The sequence below is a fragment of the Verruconatronum alginivorum genome, from assembly GCF_056590205.1.
In genome coordinates this window covers 2,194,273-2,219,833 of the sequence record NZ_JBWPVQ010000001.1, presented here as the reverse complement: position 1 = coordinate 2,219,833, position 25,561 = coordinate 2,194,273, and the positions used below count along the sequence as shown (strand labels likewise).

The following is a 25,561-nucleotide window of genomic DNA, read 5'->3' as shown; positions in this document are numbered from 1 at the left end:
ATTAGTAGGTAAAAGTCTGGGGATAGAGGATTGAAACAATTCGGCGATATCGGCAAGATTACTTGTGCTTCGCCTTTCCTGTTATTCCTGTTGCCCGGTCCGGGCAGGCTTTCGTTCCGCCCTTGGATTTTTCGGCGGGCGAACCAATCGGCCTTTGCATCCGCCCTGAGGGGAGGTGGGCTGGCGAAAGGGCCAAGACGGAGGGCTGACCTTTCCGGGATTCGAGAAACATAATGAGAAGAGGGCACTTACGAATTCAAGGAAGAGAAGATCGAGACAAAATGAGGTGCCGGAGCGTGACAAAAAGCGTGTCCACCCTCTGATCCGAGGCCTCCCATCCGACGGGTCAAATTGACCTTTCGGTTAGAACGTCAGTCCGGTCCGCATCCGCCTTATCACCGCTCCAAAAACTGAAACAACTTCCAAATCCGTGTCATAAAAAGGTGCGTAGATAACCGTTATCTCTCAAGCCGCCGGTGGGGACGCGACCGCCTCCGCCGGCGGCTTTTTCGTGTACGCGGTCAACGAACAAACGAAACGAAAGGAGGCCATTTGTCATGGCTGTCTTAATCGAATCCACTTATGGAAAAACCGTTGGGCTCCCGGGTTACTCCTCGCACAAGTTCACGCTCTCGATCAAAACGGAGGTGGCCGATCTTTCCCGGATCGGCACCGAGGCGGAGCGGGTTTACGCCCTGTTGCAAAAGGCGGTTGATGACCAAATGGTCAACACGGGGTATGTCCCGCCGGGGACAAACGGCAACGGAAACGGATCCGCCAACGGCAACGGAAATGGAAACGGGGCCGGCGATCACTGGAACTGTTCCGACAAACAACGCGACCTGATCCTCAAGATTGTCGACGAAAACGATCTGGATAAAAACGAGGTCGACGAACTGGCCCGGCTGCGCTTCGGAGCCGGCGTGAAGGAGCTCAACAAGCTCTCCGCCTCCGGGTTGATCGACGAACTGCTGGAGACCCACGGCGGCAACCATCCGAACGGAAGGCGGGGCGCCCCCCGCAACCGGAGCGCCTACCCGGGAAGGAGGCGCGGATGATCCGGCGAATCGATACCCGCCCGGAACCGCCCGTCCCGACGCCGCCGGAGAAAGGAGAACGGCCGGAACTGCCCTACATCAGTCCGTCCTCGATCAAGAGCTACCTCGCCTGCCCGCTGAAGTATTACTTCGAGAAGGTGCTGCGCCTGCCCCGCCCGACCTCGCCGAGCCTCCACCTGGGGAAGGCGGTCCACGAGGCGGTCCGGCGCTACCACCTGTCGATCTGGCGGGAGGAGAACCTCACCGCCGAGCAGATATTGGAGAGCTACCGGACGGCCTTCGCCGCCCTGCGGGAGGACGAGGAGGTCGCCTTCAAGGACGGCAAACAGGAGGCCGACTGCCTGGCCGCCGGGGAGCGGGTGGTCGTCGCCTATCTCGAATCGGAGGCGGCCCTGGTCACCGGGAGACCGGCGGGGGTGGAGGTCCGGCTGGAGGAACAGGTGGCGGGACTACCCGCCCCGTTGTACGGGATCATCGACCTGGTCCGGCCGGGGAACATCCCGGTCGATTTCAAGACGGTCGCTTCCACGCCGTCGGACCTGGAGCTGGAGAGTTTCCTCCACGAGATCCAGCTGGTCCATTACGCCATCCTGCTGGAGGAGGCGACCGGGGAACCGGTCGGCGGGACGGAACTGATCTGGATGGTGAAGACCAAAACCCCGAAGATGATCCGGCATGTGATGCCGCCTCCTTCGCCCGGACAGCGGGAGCGTTTTTACCGCCTGGCGGAAATCTTCGCCGAAGGGGTCCGGAGCGAGCGTTTCCACCCGCAGCCGGGGCAGCATTGTTCCTGGTGTGCCTACCGCGGCGAATGCCGGGAGTGGAATGGAGAAGTCCGATGAAGCCGCCGAGCCGGAAAGTTCCCCTCCCCTTCGCCGCCCTGCGCGGCGCTCCTGGCGGGGGTTCTCCTGCTCACGGCCGGATGCGCCCCCCGGGAGCCGGATCTGAAACCGTTCGCCGACGCGATCAAATGGCTGGGCGTCTGCCTGGTCCTGTCCTCGCTGATCTGGGCGGCGGCAATCGTCCTGTTCGGCCAAAACCGCAAATAAACCGACCCGACCGGAAAGGAGGTCCGCCATGGGATTGATCGTCCGCCTGGTGTTGCTGCTGGGCCTGTCCGTCGCGGCGGGGGGATTCTTCGCCTGGGCGATGGCCGAGATGTTCCGCACCGCCCGGGAAATCCTCCTGCCGTTTGTCATCCTCTCGACCGCGATCCTGGCGGCGGTCCTGGGTTTCCTGGTGTCGTCGCTGCGCCGCCGGTAGGGAGGACGGCGAACCGGAAAAGCCAACACGCGAAACGCACGTTTATGAATCCGCAAGCCATGTTGAACGCGGCCCTGGCCATCCTGGTCATCGGAATCCTCTTCGGGATTCTGCTCGGGATGTCGGGGCTGGTCCTGCCGCTGGTCGTCATCGCCGGGGTCATCGTCGGAGGGAAAATCCTCCTGCCGCTGATCTTCCGCAAGGAGTGACGGCCCGGCCGTCCGGGGAAACCCCCGGAAAACCGAAACCCGCGGCGTTCCTTCCGCCCCGGCGGCGGGGACGCCACAACCGAAAAGAGACAGAAACATCATGATCAATTTGCCCAAGGAAGAACTGGCGGAGGCCCTGAAAGGGTTCCGTCTGCTCAAACTATCACCGCGGAGACTGGAATCGGAAGTTCGCCGATGGCGCTCATCAGAATCGCCAAGTAATTCGCCGATCCCTTCCCTTCGGAAGCTTGTAGTGCACCGTCCTGCGGACCAATCGGCACGAGGGAAACGCGCACCGGCTCCGGAGCGATGTCACGATTTCGCATAAGCTGTCCGGTATGGCAATAAATAATGCCTGGCTCTCCGGGATGGATGAGTCAGACTTTTTCTCAAAAGCTGATCATTCATTCCGGACTTTCGGCCGGTAAAGACTACGGCGAATTGAAAAAACATGAGCGACCACACGACTCCCGTCAGCAGCGTATTCAACCAGTCCTCGGGAACCTCTCCTCCCAATCACCGCGAGCCCTCTCCTTGGAGTTATATCGTTACCCTTTATCTCCCGTTCGGAATCCTGATGGGGTTGATGACCGGTTTTCCCGTCGCCCTTTTCAGACTACTTGGGTTCTCGAACCAAGTCGCGGGAGTTTTCACCGGGATCGGTCTGATTGCGGCGTTTCGCTTTCTTTACGCCCCTTGGCTGGACGGCGCTACCACCAAACGGCGATTGTCGCTCTTTACCATCGGGGCGGCGGCGTCCGCTATGATTCTGATCGCCATAATTCTGTTTCTGCGTCCCCCCGAGACCACATTTCTATGGTTGATGGCGTTGATGCTGGTGGCGCTCGCACTGATCAGCGCCGCGCATGAAACCGCAGCGGACGGCTTTTACATTCGGGCCCTCGATGCCAAGCTCCAGGCGCAGTTTATCGGAATCAAGGCTGCCGCCAACCGCATCGGTTCGCTTTCCGTGATCATGGTTCTCATGTTGGGGGCGACCAAAATTGCCGCCACCTATGGCGCCACGGGAGTCGATTCTCCCGACAAGACAGGATTCTACATCGGTTTTTCGGTGGCTTATGTCGTGGGAGCTCTCGCGCTGGTGGGTGCACTGATTTGGAACATATTTCACGTTCCTGTCATCCCTCAGGATCAACCGGTTCGACACGAGCGTCTTGCGTTTGTGGAAGTGCTGCGCGAATATTTTGTGCAGCGCGGCGTCTTCCTTATTATTCTCTTCATCCTCCTTTACCGTTTCGGCGAAGGATTTCTGGCGATGAAGCAGCCGTTTTACCTGGATCCTATCGACCAGGGAGGCCTGGCGGCTCAAGCGACCGCACTGCCCTATTACGCCATCCTCACCGATACGCCGTGGATGATCATCGGCGGAATCCTCGGAGGGTATCTCATCAAATGGTATGGCATCCGCCGAACATTCATACCCTTGGCTCTGTTTATGAGCATCCCGAATATCTTTTACGTCCTGGTTGCCTGGTTTCAGCCGATGACGCACGTCGGATTCCTAGGAGAGAGCTTAAACGTTTGGTTGATTGCGGCTTCAAGCGTCGAGTCCTTGGGTTATGGCCTCAGTTTTAGCGCGATGTTTTATTACATGCATATTATGGCGACGGAGTCCGGACGCAACAAGACATCGATTTTGGCGATTTCATTCGCCTTGATGAACGTCGGCTTCCTCGTGCCAGGGATGATGAGCGGATTCGTTCAAGCGAGCATCGGTTACGTCGGGGTCTTTATCGTCAGTAGCACGGTCGGCTTGCTTGTGTTGTTTATCATTCCGTATTTGCCGATGCCGCGCAATGGCCACCCGGCTGATGCGAATCGCTAGGGGCCAGTCGTCCTGCTTGAACCATGACTCAAGCTCTCTCCCCAGCTTCCCGCATTCTCGATCAATCGATATCTGATGGCCGCATCGCCTCCGTGCCATGCGAGGTCTACACCGCCATGCATGCAACCGGCGAACGCCTTTGCCTCTCCCAACAGTGGAACGCACCGGTCTTCTTCAAATACCGGGAGACAGCTGCCATCCTGAGAGATCCGGTGACGTTTTCCAACAGGGGCCGCGTAGTCAATCACCTGAGAAAGTCCATCCCGTCCGAGGCGGCCGGCGAGCTCAAGCCTCTCGCCGATCACTATTCCCGGGGCTTGATCAATTCCGATCCCCCGGATCATACCCGCCTTCGCCGACTGACTCAATCGGCCTTCCTTCCCCGCACCCTCGATCAGCTTAAACCGAGGATCGAAGAGATCTGCCGCGATCTAATCAGCCGGATGGGCGAAAAAGACCCGACGGAATTTGTCGCCGATTTCCCGTTTCAATTGCCGGTTTCCGTCATCGTCGAGATGCTCGGAATTCCCCGTGAAATGCGTGACCAGTTCAAAGCCTGGTCGATCAGGATCGTCGAATTCATGGCAACCCTCAACCCTTCGCTGGAAGTGATGCGCCGCTCCCAATCCGCCTTGCTCGACTTGCGGGGATATTTCAAGTCCGTCTTCAAGGAACGCCGACGGGCTCCCGGAGAGGACATCATCAGCCTGCTCGTCACAGCGCGCGAAAACGGCGACCGGCTGACCGAAGGAGACCTCTTGAGCACATGCGTCACGCTGCTAATCGGCGGCCATGAAACAACGACATCACTTCTTTCCAGCGCGGCATGGCACATCGGCACCCGCCCGGGATTGAGGGACACCCTCACGACCATTCCGTCGCCCATCGAGGAATTCCTCCGGTTCGAACCCCCTTTCCAACGCATTGTTCGGGTGGCTACATACGACACCGAGTGCCACGGCCATCCGATCGGCCGCGGCGAGACAATTCTCCTGCTCCTCGGCGCCGCCAATCGCGATCCCGAACAATTTCCGGATCCCAACAAGTTCGATTTCACCCGAACACCCAACAAGCACGTTGCCTTCGGACACGGAATGCACCATTGCCTCGGCGCGAGGCTCGCACGCCTGGAAGCGACCGAGGCGTTCCGGCAATTGCTGATACGTTATCCCGGTTTCCGCTGCGCCGATCCCACACCGGATTGGCACGATGGCATGGTGCGATCGATTCGGCGCCTCAAGCTACAGCTTCATTAAGAATCCCCCTCCACCCTTAGCTTCTCTCAATCAAGCGAATGAAAATAACCGGCTGCAAAACTTACCTTGTGGAAGGTAGCAAATACAATTGGACCCTCCTCAAGATCGAAACCGACACCGGCATTCACGGCTGGGGTGAGGCGACAAACTGGCCCGGCTCGCCCCTCGTTGAAGCCGCCTGTCGCCACGCCGGCGATTTCATCACCGGCCAGGATCCTCAGCGTATTGATTTTATTTGGACAAAACTTTACCGCGACATGAACTGGTTGGGACAGGCCGGCCCCCTTCTGTCGGCCATCAGCGCCGTCGACATCGCCCTTTGGGACATCAAGGGTAAACTCACTGGACAACCCGTTTACCAACTGCTTGGCGGCGCCTACCGCTCCAAAATCCGGCTTTATGCCAATTATTGGTTCATTTCCGGCAGCCATTCCCCAGAGGATTACGCCCGGCAGGCTCGCGAGACGACGGCTCAAGGATTCACCGCCCTCAAATTCGATCCGTTCGCCCATGTCCATTATTGGTACGGAGAAGATCTAAATGAGGACAGTACTCTTTCCGAAAGCCAAAAACAGCTCGCCCTCGATGTGGTTGCCGCGGTCGCCGACGCGGTCGGCCCCGATGTGGCAATCGCGATTGAAACGCACGCCTTCCTGAACGGCCCGACCGCCGTGGAGATGGCCCACCGCCTGGCCAGGCTCGGCTTCCGGTGCATGTGGTATGAGGAGCCCGCGCTCCCCGAGTTCCCGGACTCCATCGCCGACATCCGGAGTAAGATCCCGTTGCCGGTCTGCGTCGGAGAGCGTTTGCACAGCCGCTTCATGCTTCGGACGATTCTCGAGAAACAAGCGGCCGATTTCGTCATGCCCGACATCACCCGTTGCGGTGGCATCACCGAAATGCGCAAAATGGCCAACCTCGCCGAAACCTTCAATGTGCCGATCGCCCCGCACAATCCCAACGGACCGATCTCAACCATTGCCTCCGCGCACACCATGGCCACCGTGCCCAATTTCTTCCGTCAGGAATTCATGCTGAAAGACGTCCCTTGGCGTGATGAATGCCTCACCCACCCCCTTCCGGTCGAAAACGGATTCTTCATCCTGCCCGACCGTCCGGGGCTCGGATTTGACATCGACGAATCCGTTCTCGACGCACATCCAGGCATAAGAAAGCAACCGAAGGACCGGACATTCTACATCTGATGTTACACGATAAAGTCATATTTCTAACGGGCGGTTCGACCGGAATCGGGTTCGATTGCGCCAAAGCCTACGCTGCGGAAGGGGCAAAAATCGTTCTTTGCTCGCTCGATGGCGATGCCGCCGCCGCGGCCGCAGCTTCCCTTCCGGGCGAGCACTATGGAATCCACTGCGATGTCTCCCGTGGAGCGGATGTCGAAGCAGCCGTCGATTTCACCCTCGCCAAGTTCGGCCGCCTCAACGCCATTCACAACAATGCCGGTATCGCCAGTCCGAGCAAAACGCTCCATGAAACTTCCGAGGAGGAATGGGACGCAATGATGAACACAAACATCAAGAGCGTCTTCTGGACCGCCAAACACGGCTTTGATGCCCTCAAGGAAAGCCGGGGAAATATTCTCAATACCAGCAGCCTCGTCGGTGCCATCGGTCAAAGTATCCACGCGGCTTATACAGCAACTAAAGGAGCCATGAATACATTGACCAAATCGATGGCCCTTGATTACGCGCCCTACGGAATCCGCGTCAATGCCGTCTGTCCAGCCGGGGTCTGGACCCCCATGCTGCGGCGGTGGGCTGCCGAGCAACCCGATCCAGCCGGCATTGAGAAATACCTCGATGAGATTCACCCCCTCGGCCATTGCCCGGAAGGCGATGTAATCGCGGACGCCTGCGTATTTCTGCTATCAGAAAAATCCCGCTTCATCACCGGCCACATCATGCATGTGAGTGGCGGCGCGGAAATTGGATATAAGCGATGAAAATCCGGCAGATTCGAACTCATGACCGCCGGTTCCCGATCGGGAACGGCCATGGCAGCGACGCGATCCACCGGGATCCGATTTACTCCTATGCCGTCACCGAACTTCGCACGGAGGACGGCACGATGGGCACCGGCTTCGCGTTCACCCTTGGCGCAGGAAACGATCTCGTCTGCCGGGCGGCGGAGTTCCTGGCCCGAGACCTTTCCGGACGCGATATCGAAGAGATCATGGCTGGCTTCGGCGCCTGGCAACGGGCAGCCAGCAACGAACAGCAGCTCCGGTGGCTCGGCCCGCATAAAGGCGTCGTTCACCTCGCACTCGCCTCGGTCACCAATGCCTGCTGGGATCTCTGGGCGCGGACTCGCAAGGTTCCGCTTTGGCAACTGCTCCTCCATCTTTCTCCGGATGAACTTCTCGCAACCCTCGATTTATCTTACCTCGAAGACGTCTTGCAGCTTGAGGAGGCTCGCGGAATTCTTGAATCCGCCGGATTCACCCGCGACAAGCGCGCCGGCATTCTCGAGACCGGTTATCCCGGTTACGATACGTCCGTCGGTTGGTTCAATTATTCCGACGCGCAAGTCGCCGCCAACGTCGCCCGCTCGGTGAAGGCCGGATTCGACGCCATGAAATTGAAGGTCGGATCGAACGATTTGGACCGGGATGTGCGCCGGACCCGCATCGTGCGTGAGGCCGCCGGCCCGAATGCACGGATCATGGTCGATGCCAATCAGCAATGGACCGTGGCGGACGCGATCACCTTCGCCCAACGTACCGCTGACCTAAACCTCTTCTGGATAGAAGAGCCCACCCACCCGGACGACATTCTTGGCCATCAGACCATCGCCTCCACCATTTCACCGGTCAAGGTCGCAGCCGGCGAACATGTCCCGAACCGCATTGTATTCAAGAACTACTTGCAGTCGCATGCACTGTCGTTCTGCCAGGCCGACGCCGTGCGAGTCGCCGGGGTCAGCGAGTTTATCGTCATAAGCCTGATTGCAAGAAAATCCGGTATTTCCGTGGTCCCCCACGTCGGAGACATGGGGCAGCTTCACCAGCACCTCGTTCTTTTCAATCACATTGCGATCGGACATGATGTAGTCTTCCTCGAGTATATCCCCCACCTCCGAACGCATTTCGTCGAACCGGTCGTAATCGAAAACGGCGTATACCAGACCCCGCGTCATCCCGGGAGTTCTTGCGAGCTTAAAGGCCAACCCGCCGGACTCGACTCTTGCTGATTCCCGTGGGAAAACCGGGATGAAAACGTCCACGGACATGCTCCCACCGGTCCAACTTGATTGGACCGGTTTCCGCCGGGGAGGAACCCAGGAACATTTCTGGTAATGTGGGAAGATCCAGTACCGGAACTCCGCATTCAGCTATACCAAAACGCCAAATCGAGCAGGATGAACGCCGTTGTGATTTCCCAACCGGCAATTAGCAGAGATTGCGCCGCCCTTTATTCCCCGAACCGGTCCGGGTCACCGCCCTGAAGATCATGGTCCGGCGACCAACGGACTCGGGCAGGCCCGGACCTGCGAAGTCCACGCGTATCCCGATGAATGAACCACTACCGGTCTGTTTCAATCAAGACCGAGTTCGCTTTCAATCCGCTCCGCCATGTCGATCAAGCTCGAGATCAGACGGTCCCATTCGGGCTTCGTCAGGGCGACATGAAAACATGAACTCGCCAGGGCCACGCTCCAGGGGGGGCCGGGGCCTCCCACCCGTACCGCCACGTCGGATACGCCCTTCAACGACTCGTCTCTGGCCCGGCCGATGCAGTACCCGCGCAACTCGCTCAATCCAGTCTTCAGCGACGTGGCTTTGACGGCCCCGGAAAAGTTCTCTTCGGCCCGCTCCAGGTGCCACGCGGCTTCCTCCGGGGAGAGCTGCGAAAGAAGGAGCCGCCCGGAAACCGTTTTCGCGGGATGGTGAGCCGATCCCGGGCGGACCAGCAGCGTCACCGCCTGTGTGCCCGATTGCTGAGCCAATACCACCAGTCGGCCATCCTCCAACGCGCTGAGGTGACACTCCTGTCCGGTCAGTTCGGAGAAGCGCCGCATCGGACCCCGGGCAGCTTGCAGCAACTGATCGAACGGACGGGTCTGCTGGGCAAGCCGGTAGAGCTTTAAGGTCAGGGCGAAGGCTCCAGCCGAGTTCCGGCGGATATACCCGAGCCGCTGCAAAACCGCCAGCATCCGGAACTGTTCTCCCGACGACCGACCCAGCGCTCGTGCAATTTCGGTGAGCGTCATCGACTCGGGACTGGTCGACAACAGTTCGAGGATTTCCAGCCCCTTGACCAAGGCCGGCGCCGAATAGCTTTCAGCGGTTTTATTTCGGGTTGACATTTGCATCAGTTTTTAAATATAAAATATTTTTTCAACCATAAAACCATATGACTCCCCCGATCTACCATCCTATCCTGCCATCCAAGCCTCGTCCAATCTGCATCGTGGGAGCGGGAAGCATCGTGCGTGACGCGCATTTGCCCGCCTATGGGCTCGCCGGTTTTCCGGTACACAGCATCACCAATCGCACGAAGTCCCAAGCGGAGCAGGTGGCGGCGGACTGGAACATCCCGCAAGTTTGCGACACCATCGAGGAACTGGTTTCAAGCGCCCCGGCGAATGCGGTTTTCGATCTCGCCCTTCCCGCCGACAAATTCGCGGGGGTGCTTCGGCTTCTTCCGGAGGGCTCGCCGGTTTTAATCCAAAAGCCGATGGGCGAAACAATGGAGCAGGCGCGGGAGATCCTGGCGGTCTGCCGGGAGCGCCGCCTGATCGCCGCCATCAATTTCCAGCTGCGCTTCGCCCCGTTCGTCATGGCCGCCCACGACCTGATCGGCCGCGGAGTGATCGGTGAGTTACGCGACATGGAAATCCGGGTCACGGTCGAAACTCCGTGGGATCATTTTCCTTTCCTGAAAAACGTCCCCCGCCTCGAAATCGTCTACCACTCTGTGCATCATCTCGATTGCATCCGGCATTTCCTCGGCAATCCCGCGGGTATTTACGCCAAAACCCTTCGCTTCCCGGAATTGAAGATGCCGGAGAGCCGCACCGCGATGATCCTCGACTACGGCGATACGGTCCGGGCGAACATCCAGACCAACCATTTCCACCGGTTCGGTCCCAGGCACCAGGAGAGCTACATCAAATGGGAGGGGACGGAAGGGGCGATCAAGGCCAAGATGGGATTGCTGATGAATTATCCTGATGGCGTGCCCGATGTGTTCGAGGTTTGCACGTTCCAGAAGGGAAAACCCGTTTGGGAAGAGATCCCGCTCGAAGGGTCGTGGTTTCCACATGCGTTCGTCGGTGCAATGGCCCAGGTGATGCGGGCGGCCGACGGCGAAGCCCATGCACTGGTCACTTCGGTCGAGGAATGCATTCACACCATGGCGTGCGTCGAAGCCGCCTACGAATCAAGCGCCCAGGGCGGGATCGACCCATCGAAGTTCCTCTCCTCCGATCAATGATTACTCTACGCGGCATAGCCTGGAACCATACCCGCGGCTTCGTCTCCGTCGCCGCCACCGGTCAACGGTTCGAGGAGCTCAACCCGGATGTCTCGATCGAATGGGAAAAGCGTTCGTTGCAGGCCTTCGCCGACGCCTCTATGGCCGAGCTGGCGGCGCGGTTCGACCTGATCGTGATGGACCACCCGCACACCGCCCTGGCCGCGACCGAAAACCTCCTGCTCCCGTTTGAGGAATGGATCCCGGCGGACATCCTTAAGGACCAGGCGGCCAACTCCGTCGGGCAGTCGCATGCGAGCTATCGCTTCACCGGCCGGCAATGGACCCTGGCGACCGACGCCGCCGCGCCGGTCGCCACCTGGCGCCCGGATCTGATCGAGCGATTCGATATCGATTTGCCCCGAACCTGGGAGGATGTTAAGCGGTTGGCCAGAGAGGGCTTCGTGACCGTTTCCGCCTTCCCGATCGACGTGCTGATGCACAGCTACATGTTCAGCATGGCCTTCGGGGGAAAGATCTTCGAAGAAGAGCGCCTGGCGGAACCGGAGGCCCTGGCCGCGGCACTCGAGGAACTCCGCGCTCTCGTCGCGCTTTGCCACCCGGCCTGCCTCGAACGGAATCCGATCCGGACGGCCGAATGGATGTCCTCGGTCGACGAAGATCCCCGAGCGGCCTATTGTCCCTTCGCCTACGGCTATTCCAACTACTCGCGGCCCGGATACGCCCGGCATCCCCTCAAAGCCGGTGGATTGGTGAAGCTCGGCAAATCGACGTTGCGCTCCACGTTGGGCGGGGCCGGACTCGCGGTCTCGGCGCTGACCCAACATCCCCGCGCCGCGATGGACTACGCGGCGTTCACCGCCAGCCCGGAGATCCAACGCGGAATCTATTTCGAATCGGGGGGACAACCGGGCCATCGTAGCGCCTGGACGGATACGCGGGTGAATGCCGCGAGCATGGATTTCTTCGCCAACACCCTGGAAACTCTCGATGCGGCCCTGGTGCGGCCACAGTTTCCCGGATACATGGATTTTCAGGATGCCGCCACTCCGATTGCCCACGCCTGCGTCGCCGGTCGTTCGACCCCGCGCGACGCCGCCCGCGAATTGAACCGGCTTTTCACCCAGTGCCTCGCCAATCAAACCTGAGTCCAACAATGTTCACCCATCAATTTTTCGAAGACTACGAAATCGGACATACCCGCGATACCGGTGGCCGGACCATCACGGAAACCGACATCGTGATGCACGCCGGACAGACAGGTGATTTTTATCCGCACCACATGGATGCCGAATGGTGCAAAACCCAGGAGTTCCAACAGAGAATCGCTCACGGCACCCTGATCTTCAGCGTGGCGATCGGAATGACCGCCGGCGTCATCAACGCGGAAGCTTTTTCCTACGGCTACGACCGCCTCCGTTTCATCAAACCGGTCTTCATCGGAGACACCATCCGGGTGCGGGTAACTATCAAGGAAAAGCGCGATCACAAGCGTCCCGCCCAGGGAGTCGTGAGTGAACTGGTGGAGGTCTTCAATCAGCGCGACCAAACCGTCCTCGCCTGCGAGCATCTCCTCCTGGTGAACCGCCGCGAAGCCGGGAAGGAATCCTAACGTCAAACACACAAAACCTCTTCAACCACCACCATGTCAACCGATTCCACCGCTGTCGACCGCCCTCTGAACGGGCTGCTGGTGCTCGACTTTTCTCAATTCCTGGCCGGTCCTGCCGCCGCCATGCGCCTGGCCGACCTCGGCGCCCGGGTCATCAAGATCGAACGTCCCCGGGGCGGTGACATCTGCCGCCAATTATACATTTCCAATCTTGGCGTCGAGGGGGACAGCACCCTTTTTCACTCGATCAATCGCAACAAAGAAGGATTCGCCGCCGACCTGAAGGATCCCGCCGACCTCGCCAAAGTGAGGAAACTGATCGAGCAGGCCGACGTGATCATCGAGAACTTCCGGCCCGGAGTGATGGCCAAACTCGGACTCGACTTCGAGACGGTGCGCGAAATGAATCCCCGAGCCGTATACGGCAGCGTAACCGGCTACGGCCCGACCGGACCGTGGATTCGAAAACCGGGACAGGATCTCCTGGCACAATCGATGTCCGGCCTCTGCTGGTTGTCCGGTAACGCCGACGGTCCCCCGGTTCCGATGGGACTCGCCGTCGCCGACCTGACCGCCAGCGCCCACCTGGTCGAAGGGATCCTCGCCTGCCTGGTCCGCCGTGGAGTATCCGGAAAAGGAGGACGGGTGGAAGTCAGTTTGATGGAGTCCATTCTGGATCTTCAGTTTGAGGTAATCACCACCCATCTGAACGACGGCGGCAAACCGGCCTCCCGGAGCGCGGTCAACAACGGACACGCCTACCTCGGTGCCCCCTACGGCCTCTACGCGACGGCGGACGGCCATCTCGCGCTCGCCATGGGGGCCGTGACCCGGCTGGGCGAATTGCTCGATTGTCCACCACTGACCACCTACACCGACCCGGCCAGTTGGTTTACCCGGCGCGATGAAATCAAATCCGTCTTGCGCGATCATCTCACAACGAAAACCACAGCGGAATGGCTCGCCATCCTGGAGCCGGCCGACATTTGGTGCGCCGAGGTGATGGAGTGGGCGACCTTGCGCCAGACCGACGGCTACCGGGCCCTGGACATGGAACAGGAGATCGACTGCCCGGCCGGCACCCCGATGAAGACCTTGCGCTGTCCGATCCGCATCGACGGCACCATCCACAAATCGCGACGGGGAGCCCCGTCCGTCGGACAACACAACCGGTTGATCGAAGGGGAATTCGCTTTATGAAAAACCCGAATCCGGATCCTGCGAAGCACAAGGAAATTTCCGTCTGGAACGCCGAAGACTGGTTTTACGAAGACATCGTAATCGGCCGGCGGATACGTTCGATTCGCCGCACCCTGAGCGAAGGGGAATCGATGCAGTTCAACGCCCTCGTCCTCGACATGCATCCCTACGTGGCCGACGAGACGTTCGCCCGCGAGCAAGGCATTTTCGGAAAAAGACTGATCGCCGGAGCCATGGTCTTCAGTGTCGGACTCGGCCTGGTGGCGACGAATTGCGTGAACGCCTTCAGCTACGGTTACGACAAGCTGCGGTTCATCAAACCGGTCTTCATCGGCGACACCATTTACACCATCAAAACCGACTTGGAAAAGGCTCCGAAATATCCGGAAATGGGTCTTTACCGAGCCAGTTACGAAATTTTCAAAGGCGACGGCGAACTCGTACTTTATTGCGAACACCTCCAAACCGTCAAATACCGGGATCCTGCCGCTTGCGGCGCACCATCATGAAAAGATACGGAAGCATCATTGGACTTCGTGCCGAGAAAGTCGCGGAATACAAACGTCTCCACGCCGCCGTCTGGCCGGAGGTTTTGCATCAAATCCGCGCGTGCAACATCCGCAACTATTCAATCTTTCTTCGAAAACTGGCTGACGGGAACCATTACCTGTTCAGTTATTTTGAATACACCGGAACCGACTTCGAAGCCGAATCCGCGAAAATGGCGGCCGATCCGAAAACCCAGGAATGGTGGGCGGTCTGCAAACCATGTCAGGCCCCCCTCCCCGACCGCGCTCCCGACGAATGGTGGAGCGAAATGGAAGAAGTTTTTCACTGCGACTGATCATGATCGACACACATCAACACCTCCTTTACCCAGACCGATTCAATTATCCGTGGACGGCGAGTCTCCCGGCCCTCCAAGGGGATTTCCGCCTCGATGAATACCGTCAGGCCGCCGACCGATGCGGCATCGAAGGAACGGTCTTCATGGAAGTCGACGTCGATTCCTCCCAGTCGGCGGAGGAGGCGCTCTTTTTCGCCCATCTCGCGGAAGACCCCTCCAGCGGAATTCTCGGAGTGATCGCCTCCGGCCGGCCGGAGAACGACGGTTTCGAATCCCACCTCGACGCGATTCGCCACCCAGCGGTCAAGGGAATCCGGCGCGTCCTTCATACCCAGCCGGACGACCTTTCCCGCTCTTCCACCTTCCGGAAAAACATCCGGACGCTCGCCGGCCGTGGTCTGACCTTCGACATCTGCGCGTTGCCCCGCCAGTTGGAGATCGCGGCGGAACTGGTCGACGCCTGCCCGGAGGTTTCCTTCGTCCTCGACCACTGCGGGATACCCGACATCGCCGGAGGCGAACCCGGACCGTGGAAAACCGCCCTTCGTGAAATCGCCCAACGCCCCAATGTCGTCTGCAAAGTTTCCGGAGTGGTCGCTTATTGCTCTCCCGAAGCGGTGACGGCGAACGTGATCCGGCCGTGGGTCGAACACGCGATCGATTGTTATGGCTGGGACCGCCTGATTTGGGGAGGCGATTGGCCGGTTTGCAACCTGACCGCGTCCCTCCAGAAATGGTGCACCATCACCGGAGAAATTCTCAGCGGGGAAACTTCAGAAAACCGCGAAAAGTTTCTTTCCGAAAACGCCCGGCGGATCTATTCTCTGAATTCGTAATTTCCCTCCCATGAAACTTCCCTGTCCATCCGCTCTGGAGGGCGACCAAGTTTTCGCGCGAAGCGCTTTGGAATGCTGGTGCGTCCCCGCACCGCTTTCAAACGGCTTGCGATGGCCGCACGCTCGACAGTCCTTCGACGGCCGAAATCCTTCCGCACCCCCGAAAACTCCGCGGGGACGCGGAGCACTTCAAACAGGCTCCGCCTCGGAGACCAGTTTCACTCCATGTTGTTCACCGGGCCCGGCACGGCCTATCATCCGTTTCGATCCATCATGACCGCCAGTGTGCAAGGAATTTTCGTTCCGAATATCGTTCCCTACGATGAGCGAGGGCGTATCCACGAAGAAGAACTTCGCCGCATCATTCGCTGGCTGGCCGGCAAGGGGGTCACGGGATTTTACCCGAACGGCAGCATGGGGGAATTCATTCGCCTCAGTTACGAAGAGCGCCGGCGGGTGGTGAAAATCGTGACCGAGGAAGCCGGCGGGCGACCCGTCCTGGCCGGCGCCGCCGAGCCAAATGTCGATCTGGTCCTCGAGATGTGCCGCTATTGCGCGGACCTCGGATGCCGGGCGGTCTCGATCACCGGTCCCTACTATTACCGGCTCACCCAGGAGAGCATCGAAACCTACTTCCGGGAACTGGCGGCCAAGTCGCCCATCGACATCATCATCTACAACATCCCCGCTTTCGCCAACGAGATCAGCATCCCGGTCCTGAAGCGCCTGGCCCTCGATTGCCCGCGGATCATCGGCACCAAGGACACTTCACGGGACATGCCGCGGTTTCAACAGGTCCTGCACGAGATCAAACCGCAACGCCCCGACTTCTCGGTGTTGATCGGTTGGGAGGAACTCCTCTGCGCCTCACTCTTCATGGGCGGCGACGGAGGCACCCTTTCGTCGGCCGGCATCGTTCCGGAGGTGGTGATGAAGATTTACCAGGAAGCCGCGAGTGAAAACTGGGACGAAGCCAAACGGATTCAGTTCAAATTGCTCGATCTTTTCGCCCTGATGCTCAACGCCCCTAATTTTCCGGAAGGTTTCCGGGCCGGCTATCAGTTGCGCGGCTTTGAAACCGGACGCGCCCGGTTTCCCCTTTCACCGGCGGAACTCAAAATCATGGACGAAGTCCGGTCGCGAGTGGCCTGCGTCCTGACCGAATGCGGGTTCGCCGAGGCCGCGCGCCATTGCACCCGTTCACCCTCCGAATCAACTTTCAATATGCCCGAGGATTTCCGCCTCAGACTCGAATCCATTGTCCGTGAGGTCGTCCACCGCCAACTCCCCGGATCATGAACCTATCCAGCATGGCATTTATGGAGATCCCATTCTTCTCCATCACCGCGGTAGTGACCGAACAAATGCTGAAGTCCGCCGAGGTCGTCCTGCTCGGTCTCGAACCAATCGGGGACGAACGGATCCTGGTCCGACTTGGGGCACAAGGTCCCGCCGCCCTCGAAGCCGCCGTGGCTCACGGTCTCCGGGAGGCTCGACATATGGGAGTCGAACCGGTCGCCACCGTTATCCCTTCGCCCGATTCCGCCATCCACGACCTGAATTCCGGACCAGTCGGGATCAACGCTCTTTACGGGGGCCGCGAGGAAATGCGCCCCGAACCCACATCTATGAAAACCAACAACAAAGCTATCGGCATTCTCGAAACCCAGGGGCTCGCCGCGATCCTGGAGGCTACCGACACCATGCTCAAAGCCGCCGATGTCCGGCTGGTCGGAAAAGAAAAAATCGGGGCCGCCTACGTCACCATTATCATCGAAGGCGATGTGGCGGCCGTAAAAGCCGCCATTGAGGCCGGAGCACAAGCAGTCGGCTCCCTCGGCAAACTCATCGCCGCCCACGTCATCGCCCGTCCCCATGAGGAGATGACGCGAATCATGCCCAAAATGTAACTCTTTCCGCTTTTCCCCTTCATCCGCTGGTTTTTCTGACAAATCCAATCCTTCCTCTTCCGATTACGTTAACGACACGTTCGTCGATCACGATGGCGCCCTGATAATTCCTTAGGAGATCAATCAAGAAGTCACCGGCAAGGTCGAAGAGGTCCTCCAAACGGAAAACAAAGTTCCTACGCCAATTCTCGCCGCCGTCGATCCCGTCGACGCTTACCTGCACTATCGTAAATTCTAAAGATGCCTTCGCACCTCCAGCTCTCGCCCGCGGACAACATTTTGGTGCTGACCCGAAACCTCGAGGCCGGCGCAGTCATCGAAACCGCCGAAGGTTCCCAAGTTTTGAAGGTCTCCCTTCCACTGGGACACAAGGTCGCCGCCCGGAAAATCCAACAGGGCGAGAAAATCCTAAAATATGGCGTCCCGATCGGCTCGGCGACCATCGACATCGCACCTGGCGAGCATGTTCATTTACATAATATGAAAAGTGACTATCTCCCCACTTTCACCCTGGATGAGGAGCACGGTTTCCACCACCCGGTATGAGTGGTCCGATTGTCAGTGACAACGCGTTCTTGCGGACGGACGGACGGAAGGGGATTCGCAACACCCTCACCGTGGTTTACCTGGTCGAATGCGCGCATCACGTTTCCCGGGAAATCCAGATTCCATTCCGGGAACAAGGCGTCCACCTGATTGGCTTCGGGGGATGTTACCCGAATGACTATTCATTCCGGATGCTTCATGCTCTTTGTGTCCACCCGAATGTCGGAGCCGTATTGTTGGTTTCCCTCGGATGCGAAGGATTCAATCGCGGAAAGCTGCTGGAAGCGATCCGCCAATCGGGACGTCCCGCGGAGCTTCTGGTGATTCAACAAACCGGCGGCACGCGCTCGACCATCGCCCGAGGCCGCCAGTGGGTGGAAGCAACTCTCCGAGAATTGGAGTCGGTCCCGCGAGCGCCCCTCACGATCGACGAACTGGTTGTCGGCACCATTTGCGGAGGAAGCGACGGCACCAGCGGGATCACCGCGAATCCCGCCATCGGCAAAGCCCTTGATCGATTGGTTGCCCAAAACGCCACATGTATTTTTGAGGAAACCGGGGAACTAATCGGCTGCGAATATATTCTCGTCTCCCGGGCTATCACACCCGCCTTGGGAGAGATCCTGGCCGAGTCCGTGGCCAAGGCGGCACGCTACTACACGACTCTTGGACATGGCAGCTTCGCACCGGGAAACGCCGACGGCGGCTTGACCACCCAGGAGGAAAAGAGCATGGGAGCGTATTCAAAAAGTGGAGCCTCACCTATTTCCGGACTGATCAAGCCCGGAGACAGGCCTGCGGCGGGAGGGCTTTACTTGCTCGATGTCGTCCCCGACGGCCCGGTCCGCTTCGGTTTCCCTAATATCAACGACAACGCCGAAATCGCTGAATTGATCGCCTGCGGATCCCACATCACCTTATTTGCCACCGGTCGCGGATCGGTGGTCGGTTCGGTGATTTCTCCAGTGATCAAGGTCTGCGCCAATCCCGACACCTATCGGAATCTCACGGAAGACATGGACGTCAACGCCGGGCGAATCCTCGAGGATGAGGCGACTCTCCAGCAGGTCGGGGATGAAATCCATGACCTCGTGGTCCAAGTCGCCTCAGGCCGCCAAACCGCCTCCGAAAAACTCGGCCACCAGGAATTCGTCCTCGGCTACAAATCCTTCGACCCGATCGGTCCCGACTGCCACCCGACTACCAATCCCGACTCCCGTCAAAACCTCATAATTCCACCATCGGAATCCGATGATTGAAGGACTTTGAATTCCCGCCCGCGTAGGCAGACAGCTGCAAGGCGACCGGCCGATGTTCTTCATCAAAACCCCGGGGCATTTCCAATCCGTTCATACTTCCGGGTGCTGCAGGCCCCAGCCCCCCGTGGGTGGCACCAGGCTCCATACCATAAGCCGAATCGGCTTTCCCGAACTTTCCGTACGGGCACAAACGCCTCGCCAGAAGCGCCGCGAAACATTCATTCAAAGAGGCTGTCTTGCCGTTGACGGAGGTAAAATCTCTACAGTGACCGGCTAACCCTTCTCGGCCGCATGGATGTCGACTTTCTCGCTCGTTCGACTCTTGTGATCGCCCGCCTCAACCCCCTTACCGAATCCCTGGGGTGGCTGTTTCCGAAATACTCATGGAATGTCCGAATCAGGAATATCTTCCGGGTTGTTCCTCCACCATTCGGCCTGAAACCATAATTCATGGCGCAAAACAGAGAGGGCTTGATGATCGGAGCCTGGATGATGTTCGGGCATCCGGGAATTGCGGAGATATTTGCCGGCGAGGCGATCGACTTCGTCTGCGTTGACATGGAACACACCGCCACCGGTTTGGATGATCTCGAGAACATCGCAAGGGCGTTGAAAGGAAGCGGCAAGGAGCTGTTCGTGCGCCTTCCTGCTTGCGACGAAGTCGCCGCAAAAAAGGCGCTCGACCTCGGAGCCACGGGAATCATCGTCCCAGCCGTCAACTCCCGGACACTGGCTGAAAAAGCGGTCGCGATCGCCAAGTTTCCACCCGAAGGAATCCGGGGTGCTTCCTTGTGCCGCGCAAGCGACTACGGTCGCAATTTCACGGACTATTATTCGGCCCACAACAAGGCCGTAGAAGTCGTCGTCATGTTGGAGCACAAGGATGCGCTGGACTGTGTCGATGACATCCTCTCCGTGCCCGGAATCACCGCCAGTTTCATCGGGCCCTACGACCTTTCCGCATCCATGGGTCTGGCCGGACAACTGGACCATCCGGAGGTCCTGGCGGCCCGCAAGGTTTTCCTCGATGCGTCAATACGGCATGGAATTCGTCCCGGTATTCACGTCGTCCCGGATGATCCGCAACAAGCGGGAGATGCGGTCCGGGATGGTTACCGGTTCATCGCCCTAAGCCTAGACCAGGAATTTCTCAAAAACGGAATTCGAAGAATGATTTCCGCTATCCCCCAATCAACCACCTCGCCAAATCTGGCGGGAGTAACCTGAACCGGCCGGAACAGCCGGAATCAGGATCCTGCCGGCCAACCGCCGGACAGGTTCCTTTTCGAATGCCGATCAACGGTATTCTTCCCCTTCCCGACCGACAAGCAGCTGAACCTCGGCCGTGGTGAGGGTTCGATTGTAAAAACGACAGGCGGAGAGGTGGGCGCCGCCCCCGTTGAAAAACTCCAACCTCTTTCCGTAATATTCGTTCTTGAAGTGCGGACTGATCCGACCCCATCCGTATTGCCGCAAGTCTCCTCCGTCATCAAGGATTCCATCGCGGAAGAAACAAATCGTATTACTACCTCCATCCACGTTGACAATGAAGCGGTAGGTTCCCTTCCCCGCCGGAACCGGATCGGATTCCCACGAGACTTCGGTTTGGGCGTCGCTCATCCGAAGCCGTAACGTCCCCTGGGGCATCCACTCGAATTGGAAGCAGCTGCCGTCGTCCCCTCGGTTACTTGCAAGCAGCGTGTAATCCCTTGAGCGGACAACCAATTCCAGATCGACGGAAAATCCTTCCCGCATTCGCATGCCCCCAAACGGCGGTTGTGAGCTCCGGATAACGAACGCCGACAATTGCGGCATTTCAACTTCACGCTCGCCGTCTCGGAGATTCCAATCGAGCAGTTGCCTCAAATCACCGAGCCGGGCGCCGCGAACCGCCGGATCCGCGCTCAAAGCGGCGACAATGTCAGATGAGATATGATGCACCCGGGCTTCCGCTTTTTGAGTCTCGGTAAACAGCAACTCACCGTCGACCTCGATACAATCGGGATAACTGATCCGGATCAATGGATCATCGTCATACAGCGCGATCTCGGGTTCCGACCATTCCAAAACTTTTCCCTGCGGAGTATCTTTCTCCCAACCCCGGCAAAACCACATCGGATTCCTTCCTTGATAGCTCATCGTCCGGCGTTCGGGATGCTCCCGGACGAATTTCCCGCCGTGGTTGTGAAAGAAATACAAATATCCACCGTCCTGAAGTTTCCACACGAAGTTCGCGGCCCGGGGATGCTTGATCAACCGGCCTTCGGCGAACCGCATGAATTGACTCGGTTCCCAAGTCTCTCCTTGATCGCGGCTGTAGGAGCAGGCGGGATGGCCCGCGATGGTGCGAAAGACCGTGAAAAAAGTCCCGTCGCTCAATGTCGTGATCGAATGTTCCTCGGCGATCGGTCCCCCGCCGTCCGGAGCTCGGATTCCCAAATCCCCCTTCGGAAGCGTAACCCACGAAGCATCCAGCGGGTTCTCCTTCTCGAAAAGATCCTCCGAACGAAGCAGCGCCCCTTCCGACCGGGTGAACCAGCCATCGCCGAGCCCACCAACCTTGTGAAGCGGCAGGAAAAGACTGCCCTCCCACGCGAAAGCCCGGCCCACGTTCCAGAACAACCGGATCTTGCCGCCAGTCGAGTTCTCCCGATCCATTTGAAACTCGCGCACCGGAATAACCCCGCGTTCCTTCGACCACGACCCCCCATGATCATCGCTCCAGCGGAACACGTAATAACCATGAGAATCCATTCGCTGCGTCTTCCCGTCCGGGTAAGGAGGATTGTCCGCCGGCAAATCTCTCAGGTCGTCCGTGTTATGGACGTAAAAGACAAACACCCGGCCACTGGGGGCGGTGAACGGGACCCCCCACGAGGATTCCGGTCCGTTGGGGTCATCCACCGGCACCGCCGGTTCCCAGGTCTTTCCCTGGTCAAACGTCTTCATCGACCGCACATGTTGTCCCCGCGACCCTTCCCGCTCTGACCCGGTCGTCACCACGCACAGGAGCCCGCCGTCATGGGTCCGCGTCCAATACGGTTGATCCGCGTACAACTGGGTTGGGATCAGTTCCCCCTGCAAAAGCTCGCGTTCATCGTAACGGCTGTCAACTGACGGCAACCACATTGGATCAAAAACGGGCGCTTTGGATTCTCCTAGTAACATAACTTCAAATTCTCGATTCGATTCGGCAAAAGACAAAATTATACTCTTCGCAAAACCCGCCATTTCCTCTCCAATACGGACATTTGCCCCATTTCGAACGGGTCATCGGCCGTTTTTCGAACGGCAGATAGCGGTAGGATGCCCATATCCCGGTCAGACGACCACCGACTGGACCGCTTGCCCTGCGTGGAGCGTCTTCGACTGTGACGACAACATGGAGGTTTCCCGGCGTCCGGTTGGATGAAACGGCAAGGGACTTGTCGCTCATTCCCGACCTGGTCGAAGTTCCTCCCTTCCTACCGCCACCCATTCATTCCATGAATCAATTTGTTCTCGACGAGGTTTCAAGAGACCCTTCAAAAAAGATGCGGATGCGCCCGGTAGGAACGTCCCGCTTCGAGCATCCGTTGAAGAAGACGGGCTCGCATCCGATGAAGCACCTCCGCATGGGAATTTGAGACATCCCGGTTTTCTCCAGACTCCCCTGTCAACTGCCACAACGTTTCCCGGCCTTTCGAATGGATGTATTTAAAGTCTCGATTCGCCAGCATCGCATGGGGGCCATCCAGGTCGCAGGAATAAGTCAGCGTATCCTCCCGTCCCACGGGAGCCGCTCCGGTCCGAAGATCCGCGGCATACGAGCGTCCCATCATGACGTCATTGGCCGGGCAGCCACACAACTCCATTGCGGTCGGAAGAATGTCGATCAACTCCACTGGCGCATCCGCTTTTTGTCCTTGGGCCGGAATTCCATTCGGCCAATAAAAAACCAAGGGCACCCGCACCACTCCGTCGTAGAAGAGGTCGTAGTATTTCTCCAGCTCAAAGTGATCTCCGCATGCGTCGCCATGATCCGAGTTGAAAACAATCAAGGTGTCATCGAGTTCGCCAAGGGCTTCCAATTTGTTCAGCAACTGTCCGATAGCCATATCCACCCCGGTGGTCATCGCATAGAAATGCCGTTTGTAGGCGAGAAGCCGTTTCTCGTCCCAAGTCTCCGGGGAGAGGGTGCGACTGTTCGCCCTCTCCTCGGGGGTAAATTCCGGAACAGAAATTTCGCGTCCTTCGTAGGAGGCCATCATCTCGGCAGTCGGATTTAATGGCGGATGGGGCGCGTAAAACCCAAGGTGCATGAACTGATGTCGAGCCCGGCGATTTCTCTGATCGAGAAAATTGCAAGCCATCTGCGCGATCCATCCGCTGAAACTCGCCTGCCAGGGAGCATCGATCACCTTGCCTTCATACCCACCCACGGGGTTGTTCGACCGGGGACGATTCGGCGACGAAGAACGTTCGACCTTCAATGCTTCCTTGTACTCCGGATATTCCGTTCCCAACCAGGTGCGATAGGCGTCCTCGTAACACCCCGGTTCCTCCGCCCCATAGAAGACGTCGAATCCATAGCGGTTGCGCGGGGCCGGGTCGAGGTCGTTGTCTTCGTGCGTCTGAAAATGCAGTTTCCCAATCTGAATGGTCTGATATCCCAGCCCTTTGAAGAGCCGGGCGACGCTGGGATCGAAGTCGTCCGGCAAGCTGCTTCCGTTCCAGGTGATTCCGGTTTGCTGCGGATAAAGCCCGGTCATAAAGGAGCAACGGCTCGGCATACAGACGGGGCTTTGCACAATGGCTCGGGTAAAACTAACCCCGCCTTCGACCAGCCGGTCCATATTCGGCGTAACGATCTCCGAGTTGCCGTGCGCGGCGATATTATCGAACCGCTGGTGGTCGGTGGTAATCCAAATAACGTTTTTCGGACGTTGAATCATAAACGGCAAATCCTTATTCTGAATACGATGCAATGAACTCGTAGGTTGTGACAATACGCCAAATACCTTTCATCATCAGAGGCTTGAATTAAATAAACACATCCGACTTCATCCTATAGGAAAAGAGCGCTTCGCCAAACACGCTGGCTTTCACAGAATAGACATATTTTGTCTATTCCTGTCAATCAACACCCGTTATCAACCGGAGAATGTTTTCCAAGCGAACTCCAAACCAAGCCCACGAGACGCACAGCACGCACAGTTCCTTTTCCGGTCATACTATTTATTTCCTTCATGGATTTGTAATGTTATTTTGAGAGCTAAATCCTTCCGCAAATGTTCACCTTATCGAAGAACGGACATTTCTTGCCCCAGATCGGCCGAAGTTTTGTGTTATTCTTTCCACAATGAAATCACTGCCAATTCGACGTTTGGGGAAAACCGGGCTCGAGGTGAGCGCGCTCGGCGTGGGAGGGGCGACGTTCGGTCGCCCGCGTTCCAGCGAAAGGGAGACCGTTGAAGGGCTCCGGCGTGCGATTGAGCTCGGTCTCAACTTCGTCGATACTTCTCCGAGTTATGGTGAAAGCGAACGCCGAATCGGCGTCGCACTGGCCGGCGATTGCCGCGGGCGAGTCCACCTTCAGACTAAAGTCGGCTCCCACCCGGAACACCGCGGCGACTTCTCCGCCAAGACCACCCGGGGAGCGTCGAAAACAGCCTCAGGTCCTTGCGCACCGATTACCTGGACTCTTGTCTTCTTCACGATCCCCCCGATATCGCCGTCCCCCTGGCGCCGGGACACGCCGTCGACGAACTGCTCAAGATGCAGGAAAAGGGACTGATCCGCCACGGCGGCCTGGGGGCCAGATGCCACGATTTTCATCGTCGCACCATCGAATCCGGGAGAACCGACCTCCTGATCACCTTTCTCGATTACACGCTCCTGGACCAATCGGCCGCGGAAACCATTTTTCCCTTGGCGCACCGAAACGACGTAGGGATCATTCTCGCCAGCCCGTTGGCCATGGGGAAACTCAACGGCACGGAACCCGATCCCCTCCAGGATCCCGATGCTCATGCGATGTGGCGATGGTGCCAGAAAAACGGACTGAATCTCCGAAGTCTGGCCCTTCAGTTTTGCCTGGCCGCGCCGATCAATGGAATCGTCCTGTTCGGACCGGGAAACCAAACGGAAGTAGAAGAGGGATTTGCCTCCGCGATGGAGGCCGATTTCTGGCACGACTTTCGGGCAACCTTCCACCGTGCCGCCCCCAGCCGGAGCAAAACAGCCAAACGCGCTCCTCGAGGATCTGATTGACACGCCGGTTC

25 protein-coding genes and 2 pseudogenes are annotated in these 25,561 nt (G+C 58.4%); 23 read left to right on the top strand and 4 right to left on the bottom strand.

Going from position 1 to position 25,561, the window contains the following annotated elements; translation table 11 throughout:
• Positions 1-557 precede the first annotated feature (557 nt).
• The 4 genes from ACWUI2_RS07870 to ACWUI2_RS07855 all read left to right on the top strand — a co-directional run bounded on the left by ACWUI2_RS07870 (position 558) and on the right by ACWUI2_RS07855 (position 2,530).
• On the top strand, positions 558-1,058 hold the full coding sequence (locus ACWUI2_RS07870) for a hypothetical protein (RefSeq protein ID WP_486982305.1): 501 nt from the start codon (positions 558-560) through the stop codon (positions 1,056-1,058).
• Complete coding sequence (locus ACWUI2_RS07865; protein ID WP_486982304.1) at positions 1,055-1,900, top strand: RecB family exonuclease; 846 nt, start codon at positions 1,055-1,057, stop codon at positions 1,898-1,900. Before ACWUI2_RS07870 ends, ACWUI2_RS07865 begins: the two co-directional genes overlap by 4 nt.
• A 235-nt stretch (positions 1,901-2,135) precedes the next feature.
• Positions 2,136-2,321: a hypothetical protein gene (locus ACWUI2_RS07860; RefSeq protein ID WP_486982303.1), complete on the top strand. Its 186-nt coding sequence runs from the start codon at positions 2,136-2,138 to the stop codon at positions 2,319-2,321.
• A 44-nt stretch (positions 2,322-2,365) separates the two neighbouring features.
• Entirely contained in the window at positions 2,366-2,530 is a 165-nt protein-coding gene (locus ACWUI2_RS07855) for a hypothetical protein (RefSeq protein WP_486982302.1), read from the top strand.
• 155 nt (positions 2,531-2,685) lie between these two features.
• Here the strand turns inward: ACWUI2_RS07855 and ACWUI2_RS07850 are convergent, their stop codons facing one another.
• A complete protein-coding gene (locus tag ACWUI2_RS07850; protein WP_486982301.1) occupies positions 2,686-2,856 on the bottom strand; it encodes a hypothetical protein in 171 nt (56 codons plus the stop codon).
• 437 nt (positions 2,857-3,293) lie between these two features.
• Between ACWUI2_RS07850 and ACWUI2_RS07845 the strand changes: the two genes are divergently transcribed.
• From ACWUI2_RS07845 to ACWUI2_RS07825, 5 genes are read left to right on the top strand one after another with little or no spacing between them, the layout of a single operon-like run.
• Positions 3,294-4,376 (top strand): MFS transporter, encoded by a 1,083-nt coding sequence (locus tag ACWUI2_RS07845; RefSeq protein WP_486982300.1) that lies wholly within the window; start codon positions 3,294-3,296, stop codon positions 4,374-4,376.
• A 23-nt stretch (positions 4,377-4,399) separates the two neighbouring features.
• Positions 4,400-5,632 carry a cytochrome P450 gene (locus tag ACWUI2_RS07840; RefSeq protein ID WP_486982299.1) on the top strand — a complete coding sequence of 411 codons (1,233 nt, stop codon included), beginning with the start codon at positions 4,400-4,402 and terminating at the stop codon, positions 5,630-5,632.
• Between the two features lie 38 nt (positions 5,633-5,670).
• Complete coding sequence (locus tag ACWUI2_RS07835; RefSeq protein ID WP_486982298.1) at positions 5,671-6,837, top strand: mandelate racemase/muconate lactonizing enzyme family protein; 1,167 nt, start codon at positions 5,671-5,673, stop codon at positions 6,835-6,837.
• A complete protein-coding gene (locus tag ACWUI2_RS07830) occupies positions 6,837-7,595 on the top strand; it encodes an SDR family NAD(P)-dependent oxidoreductase (RefSeq protein ID WP_486982297.1) in 759 nt (252 codons plus the stop codon). The genes ACWUI2_RS07835 and ACWUI2_RS07830 overlap by 1 nt, the downstream gene beginning before the upstream one ends.
• Complete coding sequence (locus ACWUI2_RS07825) at positions 7,592-8,842, top strand: enolase C-terminal domain-like protein (protein ID WP_486982296.1); 1,251 nt, start codon at positions 7,592-7,594, stop codon at positions 8,840-8,842. Before ACWUI2_RS07830 ends, ACWUI2_RS07825 begins: the two co-directional genes overlap by 4 nt.
• A gap of 345 nt (positions 8,843-9,187) precedes the next feature.
• Here ACWUI2_RS07825 and ACWUI2_RS07820 read toward each other — a convergent pair whose 3' ends face one another.
• A complete protein-coding gene (locus ACWUI2_RS07820; protein ID WP_486982295.1) occupies positions 9,188-9,958 on the bottom strand; it encodes an IclR family transcriptional regulator in 771 nt (256 codons plus the stop codon).
• A 47-nt stretch (positions 9,959-10,005) separates the two neighbouring features.
• On the opposite strand from ACWUI2_RS07820, the gene ACWUI2_RS07815 reads away from it, so the two are divergent.
• The 12 genes from ACWUI2_RS07815 to ACWUI2_RS07760 all read left to right on the top strand — a co-directional run bounded on the left by ACWUI2_RS07815 (position 10,006) and on the right by ACWUI2_RS07760 (position 20,525).
• On the top strand, positions 10,006-11,088 hold the full coding sequence (locus ACWUI2_RS07815) for a Gfo/Idh/MocA family protein (protein ID WP_486982294.1): 1,083 nt from the start codon (positions 10,006-10,008) through the stop codon (positions 11,086-11,088).
• Positions 11,085-12,236: an extracellular solute-binding protein gene (locus ACWUI2_RS07810; protein ID WP_486982293.1), complete on the top strand. Its 1,152-nt coding sequence runs from the start codon at positions 11,085-11,087 to the stop codon at positions 12,234-12,236. Before ACWUI2_RS07815 ends, ACWUI2_RS07810 begins: the two co-directional genes overlap by 4 nt.
• Positions 12,237-12,244: 8 nt before the next feature.
• Positions 12,245-12,700: a MaoC/PaaZ C-terminal domain-containing protein gene (locus ACWUI2_RS07805; protein ID WP_486982292.1), complete on the top strand. Its 456-nt coding sequence runs from the start codon at positions 12,245-12,247 to the stop codon at positions 12,698-12,700.
• A gap of 33 nt (positions 12,701-12,733) precedes the next feature.
• On the top strand, positions 12,734-13,900 hold the full coding sequence (locus ACWUI2_RS07800; protein WP_486982291.1) for a CaiB/BaiF CoA transferase family protein: 1,167 nt from the start codon (positions 12,734-12,736) through the stop codon (positions 13,898-13,900).
• Positions 13,897-14,409, top strand: a complete 513-nt coding sequence (locus tag ACWUI2_RS07795) for a MaoC family dehydratase (RefSeq protein ID WP_486982290.1) — start codon at positions 13,897-13,899, stop codon at positions 14,407-14,409. Before ACWUI2_RS07800 ends, ACWUI2_RS07795 begins: the two co-directional genes overlap by 4 nt.
• A complete protein-coding gene (locus ACWUI2_RS07790) occupies positions 14,406-14,744 on the top strand; it encodes an L-rhamnose mutarotase (protein WP_486982289.1) in 339 nt (112 codons plus the stop codon). The genes ACWUI2_RS07795 and ACWUI2_RS07790 overlap by 4 nt, the downstream gene beginning before the upstream one ends.
• A 2-nt stretch (positions 14,745-14,746) precedes the next feature.
• Positions 14,747-15,583 (top strand): amidohydrolase family protein, encoded by an 837-nt coding sequence (locus tag ACWUI2_RS07785; protein WP_486982288.1) that lies wholly within the window; start codon positions 14,747-14,749, stop codon positions 15,581-15,583.
• A gap of 225 nt (positions 15,584-15,808) precedes the next feature.
• Positions 15,809-16,882, top strand: coding sequence for a dihydrodipicolinate synthase family protein (locus ACWUI2_RS07780; protein ID WP_486982287.1), 1,074 nt, complete (start codon positions 15,809-15,811; stop codon positions 16,880-16,882).
• Positions 16,879-17,493 (top strand): BMC domain-containing protein, encoded by a 615-nt coding sequence (locus tag ACWUI2_RS07775; RefSeq protein WP_486982286.1) that lies wholly within the window; start codon positions 16,879-16,881, stop codon positions 17,491-17,493. Before ACWUI2_RS07780 ends, ACWUI2_RS07775 begins: the two co-directional genes overlap by 4 nt.
• Positions 17,494-17,733: 240 nt before the next feature.
• A complete protein-coding gene (locus ACWUI2_RS07770) occupies positions 17,734-18,039 on the top strand; it encodes a UxaA family hydrolase (RefSeq protein WP_486982285.1) in 306 nt (101 codons plus the stop codon).
• Positions 18,036-19,298: a UxaA family hydrolase gene (locus tag ACWUI2_RS07765; protein ID WP_486982284.1), complete on the top strand. Its 1,263-nt coding sequence runs from the start codon at positions 18,036-18,038 to the stop codon at positions 19,296-19,298. The genes ACWUI2_RS07770 and ACWUI2_RS07765 overlap by 4 nt, the downstream gene beginning before the upstream one ends.
• A gap of 450 nt (positions 19,299-19,748) precedes the next feature.
• Entirely contained in the window at positions 19,749-20,525 is a 777-nt protein-coding gene (locus ACWUI2_RS07760) for an HpcH/HpaI aldolase family protein (RefSeq protein ID WP_486982283.1), read from the top strand.
• A 69-nt stretch (positions 20,526-20,594) separates the two neighbouring features.
• Here the strand turns inward: ACWUI2_RS07760 and ACWUI2_RS07755 are convergent, their stop codons facing one another.
• Positions 20,595-22,427, bottom strand: a complete 1,833-nt coding sequence (locus ACWUI2_RS07755) for a sialidase family protein (RefSeq protein WP_486982282.1) — start codon at positions 22,425-22,427, stop codon at positions 20,595-20,597.
• A 395-nt stretch (positions 22,428-22,822) separates the two neighbouring features.
• Positions 22,823-24,232 (bottom strand): sulfatase family protein, encoded by a 1,410-nt coding sequence (locus tag ACWUI2_RS07750; RefSeq protein ID WP_486982281.1) that lies wholly within the window; start codon positions 24,230-24,232, stop codon positions 22,823-22,825.
• Between the two features lie 407 nt (positions 24,233-24,639).
• Here ACWUI2_RS07750 and ACWUI2_RS07745 point away from each other — a divergent pair.
• Positions 24,640-24,897, top strand: a pseudogene (locus ACWUI2_RS07745) (aldo/keto reductase); the annotation flags it as partial.
• A 50-nt stretch (positions 24,898-24,947) separates the two neighbouring features.
• A pseudogene (locus ACWUI2_RS07740) lies at positions 24,948-25,550 on the top strand (aldo/keto reductase); the annotation flags it as partial.
• Between the last annotated feature and the right edge of the window lie 11 nt (positions 25,551-25,561).

Bases quoted from the DNA above. Each gene is read 5' to 3' on its own strand.
- ACWUI2_RS07870 (WP_486982305.1), top strand. From the start codon at position 558: ATGGCTGTCTTAATCGAATCCACTTATGGAAAAACCGTTGGGCTCCCG.
- ACWUI2_RS07865 (WP_486982304.1), top strand. From the start codon at position 1,055: ATGATCCGGCGAATCGATACCCGCCCGGAACCGCCCGTCCCGACGCCG.
- ACWUI2_RS07860 (WP_486982303.1), top strand. From the start codon at position 2,136: ATGGGATTGATCGTCCGCCTGGTGTTGCTGCTGGGCCTGTCCGTCGCG.
- ACWUI2_RS07855 (WP_486982302.1), top strand. From the start codon at position 2,366: ATGAATCCGCAAGCCATGTTGAACGCGGCCCTGGCCATCCTGGTCATC.
- ACWUI2_RS07850 (WP_486982301.1), bottom strand. From the start codon at position 2,856: ATGCGAAATCGTGACATCGCTCCGGAGCCGGTGCGCGTTTCCCTCGTG.
- ACWUI2_RS07845 (WP_486982300.1), top strand. From the start codon at position 3,294: ATGATTCTGATCGCCATAATTCTGTTTCTGCGTCCCCCCGAGACCACA.
- ACWUI2_RS07840 (WP_486982299.1), top strand. From the start codon at position 4,400: ATGACTCAAGCTCTCTCCCCAGCTTCCCGCATTCTCGATCAATCGATA.
- ACWUI2_RS07835 (WP_486982298.1), top strand. From the start codon at position 5,671: ATGAAAATAACCGGCTGCAAAACTTACCTTGTGGAAGGTAGCAAATAC.
- ACWUI2_RS07830 (WP_486982297.1), top strand. From the start codon at position 6,837: ATGTTACACGATAAAGTCATATTTCTAACGGGCGGTTCGACCGGAATC.
- ACWUI2_RS07825 (WP_486982296.1), top strand. From the start codon at position 7,592: ATGAAAATCCGGCAGATTCGAACTCATGACCGCCGGTTCCCGATCGGG.
- ACWUI2_RS07820 (WP_486982295.1), bottom strand. From the start codon at position 9,958: ATGTCAACCCGAAATAAAACCGCTGAAAGCTATTCGGCGCCGGCCTTG.
- ACWUI2_RS07815 (WP_486982294.1), top strand. From the start codon at position 10,006: ATGACTCCCCCGATCTACCATCCTATCCTGCCATCCAAGCCTCGTCCA.
- ACWUI2_RS07810 (WP_486982293.1), top strand. From the start codon at position 11,085: ATGATTACTCTACGCGGCATAGCCTGGAACCATACCCGCGGCTTCGTC.
- ACWUI2_RS07805 (WP_486982292.1), top strand. From the start codon at position 12,245: ATGTTCACCCATCAATTTTTCGAAGACTACGAAATCGGACATACCCGC.
- ACWUI2_RS07800 (WP_486982291.1), top strand. From the start codon at position 12,734: ATGTCAACCGATTCCACCGCTGTCGACCGCCCTCTGAACGGGCTGCTG.
- ACWUI2_RS07795 (WP_486982290.1), top strand. From the start codon at position 13,897: ATGAAAAACCCGAATCCGGATCCTGCGAAGCACAAGGAAATTTCCGTC.
- ACWUI2_RS07790 (WP_486982289.1), top strand. From the start codon at position 14,406: ATGAAAAGATACGGAAGCATCATTGGACTTCGTGCCGAGAAAGTCGCG.
- ACWUI2_RS07785 (WP_486982288.1), top strand. From the start codon at position 14,747: ATGATCGACACACATCAACACCTCCTTTACCCAGACCGATTCAATTAT.
- ACWUI2_RS07780 (WP_486982287.1), top strand. From the start codon at position 15,809: ATGTTGTTCACCGGGCCCGGCACGGCCTATCATCCGTTTCGATCCATC.
- ACWUI2_RS07775 (WP_486982286.1), top strand. From the start codon at position 16,879: ATGAACCTATCCAGCATGGCATTTATGGAGATCCCATTCTTCTCCATC.
- ACWUI2_RS07770 (WP_486982285.1), top strand. From the start codon at position 17,734: ATGCCTTCGCACCTCCAGCTCTCGCCCGCGGACAACATTTTGGTGCTG.
- ACWUI2_RS07765 (WP_486982284.1), top strand. From the start codon at position 18,036: ATGAGTGGTCCGATTGTCAGTGACAACGCGTTCTTGCGGACGGACGGA.
- ACWUI2_RS07760 (WP_486982283.1), top strand. From the start codon at position 19,749: ATGGCGCAAAACAGAGAGGGCTTGATGATCGGAGCCTGGATGATGTTC.
- ACWUI2_RS07755 (WP_486982282.1), bottom strand. From the start codon at position 22,427: ATGTGGTTGCCGTCAGTTGACAGCCGTTACGATGAACGCGAGCTTTTG.
- ACWUI2_RS07750 (WP_486982281.1), bottom strand. From the start codon at position 24,232: ATGATTCAACGTCCGAAAAACGTTATTTGGATTACCACCGACCACCAG.